The 7,553-nt window shown below is 68.9% G+C and carries 11 protein-coding genes; 3 read left to right on the top strand and 8 right to left on the bottom strand.

Going from position 1 to position 7,553, the window contains the following annotated elements; all coding sequences use genetic code 11:
• Positions 1–85 (bottom strand): FAD-binding protein (locus tag WA965_RS24955; RefSeq protein ID WP_526448179.1); only part of this gene is annotated, 85 nt, incomplete at its 3' end.
• A 23-nt stretch (positions 86–108) separates the two neighbouring features.
• Positions 109–1,152 carry a quinolinate synthase NadA gene (gene nadA / locus WA965_RS24950; RefSeq protein WP_526295666.1) on the bottom strand — a complete coding sequence of 348 codons (1,044 nt, stop codon included), beginning with the start codon at positions 1,150–1,152 and terminating at the stop codon, positions 109–111.
• Positions 1,153–1,199: 47 nt separating this feature from the next.
• Here nadA and WA965_RS24945 point away from each other — a divergent pair, with 47 nt between their 5' ends.
• Both WA965_RS24945 and WA965_RS24940 read left to right on the top strand, forming a co-directional pair.
• Positions 1,200–1,904: an NrtR DNA-binding winged helix domain-containing protein gene (locus WA965_RS24945; protein ID WP_526295664.1), complete on the top strand. Its 705-nt coding sequence runs from the start codon at positions 1,200–1,202 to the stop codon at positions 1,902–1,904.
• A 42-nt stretch (positions 1,905–1,946) separates the two neighbouring features.
• Entirely contained in the window at positions 1,947–3,299 is a 1,353-nt protein-coding gene (locus tag WA965_RS24940; protein ID WP_526295662.1) for a lipase family protein, read from the top strand.
• Here WA965_RS24940 and WA965_RS24935 read toward each other — a convergent pair.
• From WA965_RS24935 to bioB, 3 genes are read right to left on the bottom strand one after another with little or no spacing between them, the layout of a single operon-like run.
• Positions 3,235–3,927 carry a DUF2567 domain-containing protein gene (locus WA965_RS24935; protein ID WP_526448177.1) on the bottom strand — a complete coding sequence of 231 codons (693 nt, stop codon included), beginning with the start codon at positions 3,925–3,927 and terminating at the stop codon, positions 3,235–3,237. The genes WA965_RS24940 and WA965_RS24935 overlap by 65 nt on opposite strands.
• Positions 3,876–4,103: a biotin synthase auxiliary protein BsaP gene (gene bsaP, locus WA965_RS24930; protein WP_526448178.1), complete on the bottom strand. Its 228-nt coding sequence runs from the start codon at positions 4,101–4,103 to the stop codon at positions 3,876–3,878. The genes WA965_RS24935 and bsaP overlap by 52 nt, the downstream gene beginning before the upstream one ends.
• Positions 4,103–5,098, bottom strand: a complete 996-nt coding sequence (gene bioB, locus WA965_RS24925; RefSeq protein ID WP_526295658.1) for a biotin synthase BioB — start codon at positions 5,096–5,098, stop codon at positions 4,103–4,105. Before bioB ends, bsaP begins: the two co-directional genes overlap by 1 nt.
• Positions 5,099–5,178: 80 nt before the next feature.
• Here bioB and WA965_RS24920 point away from each other — a divergent pair, with 80 nt between their 5' ends.
• Entirely contained in the window at positions 5,179–5,751 is a 573-nt protein-coding gene (locus WA965_RS24920; protein ID WP_526295656.1) for a TetR/AcrR family transcriptional regulator, read from the top strand.
• Positions 5,752–5,757: 6 nt separating this feature from the next.
• Here WA965_RS24920 and WA965_RS24915 read toward each other — a convergent pair whose 3' ends face one another.
• The 3 genes from WA965_RS24915 to WA965_RS24905 form a co-directional block, all read right to left on the bottom strand.
• Complete coding sequence (locus tag WA965_RS24915; protein WP_526295680.1) at positions 5,758–6,279, bottom strand: 2'-5' RNA ligase family protein; 522 nt, start codon at positions 6,277–6,279, stop codon at positions 5,758–5,760.
• The gene (gene bioD, locus WA965_RS24910) at positions 6,279–6,959 is read right to left on the bottom strand and encodes a dethiobiotin synthase (protein WP_526295654.1); all 681 of its coding nucleotides are present in this window, start codon (positions 6,957–6,959) and stop codon (positions 6,279–6,281) included. Before bioD ends, WA965_RS24915 begins: the two co-directional genes overlap by 1 nt.
• On the bottom strand, positions 6,956–7,553 hold a 598-nt coding region (locus WA965_RS24905), incomplete at its 5' end, for an aminotransferase class I/II-fold pyridoxal phosphate-dependent enzyme (RefSeq protein WP_526448176.1). The genes bioD and WA965_RS24905, both read right to left, overlap by 4 nt.

Raw genomic sequence — 7,553 nt, 5'->3', positions numbered from 1 at the left:
GTCCACGCCGGTGCGCGGCCAGCGCGGCGGCGAGTCCGGCGACGCCCGTTCCGATGACGACCACGTCGGCACGCTGCCTCCACAGGCCGGCGCCGCCTCACGATGGCGTCATTCGCCGCCGCCGGGCTGCCCGATCTCGATCATCCGCTGCACGCTACGTCGAGCGGCCGCCGCCACATCCGGAGCCACCCGGACTTCGTCTGCGCCTTCGACCAGGCAACGCAGCAGCGCCGCCGGGGTGATCATCTTCATGTACTTGCACGAGGCGCGGTCGTTGACGGCCTGGAAGTCCACATCCGGTGCCGCACGCCGCAATTGGTGCAGCATGCCGACCTCGGTGGCCACCAGAACCTGACGCGCCCGGGTTTCACGGGCGGCGTCGAGCATCCCGCCGGTGGACAGGATCTTGACCCGATCAGCGGGGAAGGAACCTTCACCGGCGAGGTAGAGAGCCGAAGTCGCGCAACCACATTCGGGGTGCACGAACAGTTCCGCGTCGGGGTGGGCGCGGGCCTGGTCGGCGAGCTCGTCACCGTTGATGCCCGCGTGCACATGACATTCACCAGCCCACACCTGGATGTTCGTGCGACCGGTGACCCTGCGGACATGCGCGCCCAGGAACTGGTCGGGGCAGAACAGCACTTCGCGGTCCTCGGGGATCGAGGCGACGACATCGACGGCGTTGGACGACGTGCAGCAGATGTCGGTCTCCGCCTTGACCGCGGCGGTGGTGTTGACATAGGAGACGACAACGGCGCCAGGGTATTCGGCTTTCCACGCGCGCAGCTCCTCGGCGGAGATCGAGTCCGCAAGCGAGCATCCGGCACGCTGGTCGGGAATCAGCACCGTCTTCGCCGGCGACAGGATCTTTGCGGTCTCGGCCATGAAGTGCACCCCGCAGAAGACGATCGAGTCCTCGGGGGCTTCGGCGGCGATGCGCGAGAGTGCGAGCGAGTCGCCGACGTGGTCGGCGACATCCTGGATGGCAGGCAACTGATAGTTGTGCGCGAGCAGCGTCGCACCGCGAAGGTCGGCGAGGCGGCGCACCTCCGCGGCCCATTCCGCGTCGCCGTCGACGCCGGAGAATCCGCCCGGACCGTCAACGACCCGGTCGATCAGATGGTTCGTCGGCAACTGATCGATCACGGTCATCGCCGCCTCCTTCACTCCGTCGAGGTTTTCGACTTATAATCGAAAACATGGCCCATATTAGCACCGACCACGAGGTCTTGGCCGCCGTGTTCCAGGTGCGCCGCGCCGATCTGCCCAGCACCGATCAAAAAGCTGCACTTCACGTGCTGTTGTGGCAGCGTGCGCTCAGCCCCGAGCGCGGTAAGTGGTCGTTGCCCGGCGGCCGGTTGGGTGTGGACGAGGACATGACGACCTCGGTCCGACGCCAACTGGCGGAGAAGGTGGACCTACGAGAACTCGCCCACCTCGAGCAACTCGCCGTGTTCTCGGACCCGGACAGGGTTCCGCGCCGCCGCACCATCGCCTCGACATTCCTCGGCCTGGTGCCCTCCCCCGCCACGCCGGAACTGCCCTCGGACACCCGCTGGCACCCGGTCAGCGATCTGCCGCCCATGGCGTTCGACCACGGCCCGATGGTCGAGCACGCGCACAACCGCCTCGTCGCCAAACTGTCCTACACGAACATTGGATTCGCGCTCGCACCAAGCGAATTCGCGCTTTCGACGTTGCGCGACATCTACAGCGCGGCACTGGGCCACCCCGTCGACGCGACCAACCTGCAGCGCGTGCTGGAGCGTCGACAGGTGATCACCCGGACCGGCACCACCGCCCGATCAGGCCGCAGCGGCGGTCGACCGGCGGCGTTGTACCGATTCACCGAATCGCGCTATCGCGTCACCGACGAGTTTGCTGCTTTGCGCCCTCCCGGGTGAGTCGACTGGCTTCTTAGTGCATCCTTAGGCAACAATGCCCAGATGGACTTGGGCAGTGTGGCGCGGTCGACCGGAGCCGAGTGGATCGGTCAGGCTCCCCACCAGCCACTACAGCGCAGAGCGCGCCCGGTGGTTCCCGCCTACGACTCCTTCTATCAACCGCCGTCCGGGTTCGAGCACGCCCTCCCGGGAACCGTTCTGCGATCCCGTGACGTCGAGCTCGCTTTCCTGGGCTTCATCCCGCAGAAGTTCCACGCCACCCAGCTGCTCTATCGCACCACCGATCTCAACGGACAGCCGCACGCCACCGTCACCACCGTCGTGGTCCCCACGGAGAAGGCGTCGTCCGGGCCGACACCCGTCGTCTCCTATCAGTGCGCCATCGATGCGGTGGCCGGACGGTGCTTCCCGTCCTACGCGCTGCGACGGGGCGCCAAGGCCATCGGGTCTCTCGCGCAGTTCGAGTTTCTGCTCGTCGCAGCGGCGCTCGCCGAAGGCTGGGCCGTGTCGGTGCCCGACCACGAGGGGCCGGCCGGCATATGGGGGGCCCCATTCGAGCCCGGCTACCACGTGCTGGACGGGGTGCGCGCCGCGATCAATCACAACGCTCTGGGCCTGACTGTCGAATCGCCGATCGGGCTGTGGGGCTACTCGGGAGGTGGGCTGGCCTCGGCGTGGGCCGCGGAGGTGCAGGGCACCTACGCCCCGGAGCTCAACGTGGTCGGTGCGGTGCTCGGATCCCCGGTCGGCGACCTCGGCCACACCTTCAAACGGCTCAACGGCAGCATCTACTCGGCGCTGCCCGCCATGGTCGTCGCCGCGCTGACCCACATCTATCCCGAACTCGATCGCATCATCTCCGAACACGCCACCGACGAGGGCAAGGCGACGCTCGCCCGCATCGAGAAGATGACGACTGCTCACGCCATGCTGCGGCTCGCCGGCAAGGACATGGCCGACCTGATCGACCGGCCACTCGAAGAGATCCTGCTGACGCCCGAGGTTCAGCACGTCTTCGACAGCATCAAGCTCGGAACCTGCGCACCCAAGCCTCCGGTGCTGATCGTGCAGGCGGTGCACGACCGGATCATCTCCGTCGACGACATCGACGAGCTGACCGAGACCTACACCCGCGGCGGCGCGAGCGTCACCTATCACCGCGACATGCTCAGCGAGCACATGCTGCTGCATCCGATGTCGGCGCCGATGACACTGCGCTGGCTGCGGGACCGATTCGCCGGACGACCACTGCGGGCGCACATCGCGCGGACAAAATGGCCGACGCTGCTCAATCCGTCGACCTACCGGGGAATGCTCACCCTCGGCGTGATCACGGTGAAGGTGATGACGGGGCGACGGGTGGAACGTCAGCCACTGTCCCAGTTCGATCAGTAGTCAGCACCGGGTACTCGACCGGCGGCCAGGCGCCGAGATCGTCGCGCGGAGTCGCTGTCGCGGCCAACAGGTAGACCAACGCCGCGACCCCGGCGGGGAACAGCAGTGTCGCAGCGATCTGCAGCGGCGAGTGGCCGAAGAACACGGCGGGCGCTTCGACGACGTAGTGCACCCGGTTCTCCTCCGTCACCGGTGCCGCGGCCACGTCGATGGTCCCGTACCGAAGCCGGACGGCGAGAGCACCCACTCCGGCCGCGACCGCGGCTGCGGCCACCCCGCCGACGGCCAGTGCCGCAACCATCACCGGTCCGCGGTGAGCGCGCCACTGCCACACCAGAACTGCCGCGACCACAGCCACCACACCGAGCATGCCGACGACCAGGAACGCGGCCGCGAACCAATGGTCTGACTCGTTGCCCAGTGAGGCGGTGATCCGGTCTCCGGCCCGCGTCAAGGCGACCACCCCGCGAATCGGCGGTGCGAGCCACGCCCACAGGGCTCCGACGAGCGCACCCACCAGGGTCAGACCAGCGACGACGGTCAGCGCCGCGCGCCGCCGCGACACCGTCGGCGCGTTCACCGGTACAGCTCCAGGTCCTTCGAATCGACCAGCCCATGGCGTGAACATTTGGCCCACCACCCATCCGGACGGACCTGCACGATCATCCGGCGACCGCATTCGGCGCAGAATCGGGGCGGCTCGAGACCGAGTTCGGCCGCCGTCGGCGACGTGCTGCCCGCCGGCCCACCGGTGTAGACGTTGTAGACACCGGCACCGACTGCCGCGGGCAGTTCGTGAACCATCACAAGCTGGCGTTCAGCGCCTTGATCGGCATCTGCAGGTCGTCGAGCAACTCCAGGTCCGCCTCGGCCGGTCGGCCGAGCGTGGTCAGGTAGTTGCCGACGATGACTGCATTGATGCCGCCCAGGATCCCCTTCTTGGCACCCAGGTCGCCCAGCGTGATCTCCCGGCCACCGGCGAAACGGAGCATCGTGCGCGGCAGCGCCAAGCGGAACGCCGCCACCGCCTTGAGAGCTTCGGACGCCGGCAGCACGTCAAGGTCCCCGAACGGGGTCCCCGGGCGCGGGTTGAGGAAGTTCAGCGGGACCTCATGCGGGTCGAGTTCGGCGAGGTTGGCGGCGAACTCCGCGCGCTGCTCCAGTGACTCACCCATGCCCAGGATGCCGCCGCAGCACACCTCCATGCCCGCGTCGCGCACCATTTCCAGTGTGCCCCAACGCTCTTCCCAGGAATGTGTGGTGACCACGTTGGTGAAGTAGGACCGGGCGGTCTCGAGATTGTGGTTGTAGCGGTGCACACCCATCGCCGCGAGCTGATCGACCTGCTCCTGATCGAGCATGCCCAGCGAGCAGGCGATCTGGATGTCGACCTCGTTGCGGATCGCCTCGATGCCGGCGGCGACCTGCGCCAGCAGACGCTCGTCCGGACCGCGCACCGCGGCGACGATACAGAATTCCGTCGCCCCGGTCTTGGCGGTCTGCTTGGCGGCTTCCACGAGGCTGGGGATGTCGAGCCAGGCGCTGCGCACCGGGGAGGCGAAAAGCCCTGACTGAGAACAGAAGTGGCAGTCCTCAGGGCAACCGCCGGTCTTGAGGCTGATGATGCCCTCGACCTCGACGTCCGGTCCGCACCATGCCATCCGGACCTCGTGCGCCAGCGCCAGCAGATCGTCGAGGCGCTCGTCCGGCAGTTGCAGCACCTGCAGGGTCTGGTCCTGGTCGAGGCCCTCCCCCCGTTCCAGCACCTGCTGTCGTGCCACCGCCAGGATGTCGCCCACTCGCCTGTCTCCTGTTCGTCTGCTCTTCGCGCAAGCGCTCATCGCTGCGTCTTGAACACCGTTCAGGTTAGGGTACTGGCGTGCAGCTCCACAAACGCGACGTGGTCGAGGCGGCGACGGCGCTCCTGGACGATTTCGGGATCGCCGACCTGTCGATGCGGCGGCTGGCCCGCGAGCTCGCCGTCTCCCCCGGCGCGCTGTACTGGCATTTCGCCAACAAGCAGGAGCTTCTCGGCGCGGTGGCCGATCGGATCCTGCAGCCGATCACCGACCAACCCGGCGACTGGCGGGGCCGCATCACCGGTGTCTGCGGGCAGTTGCGCGATGCCCTGCTGTCACACACCGATGGCGCCGAACTCGTGTCGGCCAGCTTCGCCGCCGGCCAGTCCGCGGTGATGGGCGACGTCCTGGCCCGGCTGAGCGCAGCGGCCGCCGAGGCGGGCGTGGCCACGGCCAAGGCCGAACTGGCCGCCCGCACCGTCGTGTACTACGTGCTCGGCTTCACCGCCGACGAGCAGTCCCGGATGCAGTGGGACGCCGCGGGCGCCGAGGTCGTCCAGACGGTCTGGACCGAGAACCCCAGCGCGCGTTTCGCCTTCGGGCTCGAACTACTGGTCGACGGCATCGCGGCACAGAGTCGCGCGCAGGTCTGAGGCGCGTCAACCGATCGGGTGCACCACCTTGGTGTTGCCGTCCCAGTGCCGCAAACCCGTGATGCGGCCGGGGATCTCGTGGCTCACCTGCGGCAGCGCCAATGCCTGGGGCAGCACCTCGGGACTCAGCCGTCGGGCCAGCGTGACATGCGGGGTCCACGCCCCCGGTTCCGCATGATCCAGCGGACCGTCGGGGGTCTGCACCAGACAGATCCGGTGCACCTCGGCGTGCAGTGCCAGCAGCTCCGCCGACGGCACCACCAGGCGCACCAGGGTGATGGCGCGGCTGCCGAACAGCATCGGCGCCCCGATCCGACAGTCCAGCGGTAGCCGCGCCAGCACCGGAAGCAGGGCCGCGTCGACGGTGTCGTCCATCCGTTCGGCGACGGTGAGCGTGATGTGCGGGCGGTTGCTGGGCGACCGGTGCGCCGCCTGGCTGCGGATGCCGACGGCCATCAGGTCGGCCCAGATCTGCTGGACCGCCGATTCGGTCTCGGTGTCGAACAGCAGCTCGACGGAGTGCACCATCAGCCGAGCAGGCTCTCGACCCACGACCGGTCGAAGCCTGCCGCGCTGATCGATTCGAACGCCTCGGCCGTCAGCGACCCGGCGCCGGCCGGCAGTACCGCCCGCAGCGGGGCCAGCCGGGCCAGTGCCACCCGATTGTCCGACTCGGCCACACCGGGCTGGGCCGGCCACGCTCCGATGACCAGACCTGCGCTGTCGACCGTCCGGGCGGCCAAGGCCTCCAAGGTCAGGGCGGTGTGGTTGAGCGTGCCGAGCCCCGGCGAGACGACGGTCAGCACGGGGGCCTCGAGGTCGCCCGCAAGGTCGCGCAACGTCAGCCCGTCCGCGCCGATCTCGACCAGCAGGCCACCGGCACCCTCGACGAGCGTCAGCCGCCCGGGGCGGTCCACAGCGTTGACCATGTCCACCAGCGCCGCCCGGCCCGGCAGTTCGCCACCCACCCGCTGAGCGGCGGCCAGAGGCGCCAACGGCTCGGGAAATCTTGCCAGAGAATGCAATTCGTGGACCCTCGACAACCGGGACACCTCGGCGAGGTCGTCGTCGCCGTCCCGGGTACCGGTCTGCACCGGCTTGCACACCGCGACGTCGATACCTACCAGCCTCGCGTGGCACGCCAGCGCCGCGGTGGCGACGGTCTTGCCGACGCCGGTGCCGGTGCCGGTGACGACGAGAACGCTCACGCCGGTGACAGCACGTCGGAGAGCACTGTGCGGGCCAGTGCCATCTCTTCCTCGGTCAGCGACGCCCGTGCGGTCAATCGCAACCGCGATGTGCCGGCAGGCACCGTGGGTGGCCGGAAGCACCCGACCCGAACCCCGCGCTCCAGGCAGGCCGCGGCGGCGGCCAGCGCCACCTCGGGTTCGCCGAGGATCACCGACACCACCGCCGAGGAGGGGATCTCGGCGACGTCACACATCGATGCCAGCATCGCGGCGTTGTCCAGTACCCGACGCGCCCGCCCCGGCTCGTCGATGAGCACCTGCAGCGCGGCGTGGGCGGCGCCGACGGCCGCCGGAGCCAGGCCGGTGTCGAAGATGAACGGTCGGGCGGCGTCGATCAGGTGGTCACGGACCGCGGTCGGGCCCAGCACCACGCCGCCCTGGCTGCCGAGCGCCTTGGACAGTGTCGTCGTCATCACCACATCCGGGGCGCCCGCCAGTCCGACCTCGTTCAGCAGTCCCCTGCCGCCGTCGCCGCGCACGCCGAGCCCGTGGGCTTCGTCGACGATCAGCAACGCGCCGTGCCGACGGCACACCTCGTGAAGCTCCCGCAGC

Origin of the sequence: Mycobacterium sp., assembly GCF_049683935.1 — a bacterium.
Classification (GTDB): Bacteria; Actinomycetota; Actinomycetes; order Mycobacteriales; family Mycobacteriaceae; genus Mycobacterium.
Note: the sequence above shows the minus strand (reverse complement) of the source record. Positions and strands in the feature narration are given on the sequence as shown.